This window comes from Campylobacter concisus UNSWCS (genome assembly GCF_000466685.1).
GTDB classification, from domain to species: domain Bacteria; phylum Campylobacterota; class Campylobacteria; order Campylobacterales; family Campylobacteraceae; genus Campylobacter_A; species Campylobacter_A concisus_A.
In genome coordinates this window covers 1-451 of record NZ_ANNG01000146.1, presented here as the reverse complement: position 1 = coordinate 451, position 451 = coordinate 1, and the positions used below count along the sequence as shown (strand labels likewise).

At 36.8% G+C, this 451-nt stretch carries 1 pseudogene; it reads right to left on the bottom strand.

The features are described 5' to 3' along the window. Window positions 1–451, bottom strand: a pseudogene (locus UNSWCS_RS12230) (methyl-accepting chemotaxis protein); the annotation flags it as partial.

Sequence of the window (451 nt, the reverse complement as noted above, 5' to 3'; positions counted from 1 at the left end):
ATTTCATCACTTTGTCTTATAACATCAGCTGTCTTTTGAGAGATGGCATTCATTGAGCTAGACATTTGCTCAACTGCAGCTGCACTTTCTTGAAGTGAGCTTGCTTGTGTGCTAGCACCTTGTGTAAGCTCTTTCATAGCCAAAGCCAGAGTTGTAGCCTTTTCTTCAAGCATCTTGGCATCATTTAAATTTGAGTTTAGCATAGTGCAAATTACCTCGCCCATATTTGATACTCCAAGTATCATATCTTTTAGATCAGCCTCTAGCTCTTCATTTATCTCAACCTTTGCTGTAAAGTCATTTTTAGTATATGAGCTAAGAACATTTGTTATGCCTTTTAAATTTGCTGAGATAGATGTAAAGAATTTATTTAGTAGCTCTTTTAGCTCATTTAGCGATGGGTTGTTTGGAGTTGAGCCTATCTTTGCTCCAAGGTTTCCTTTGATCATTA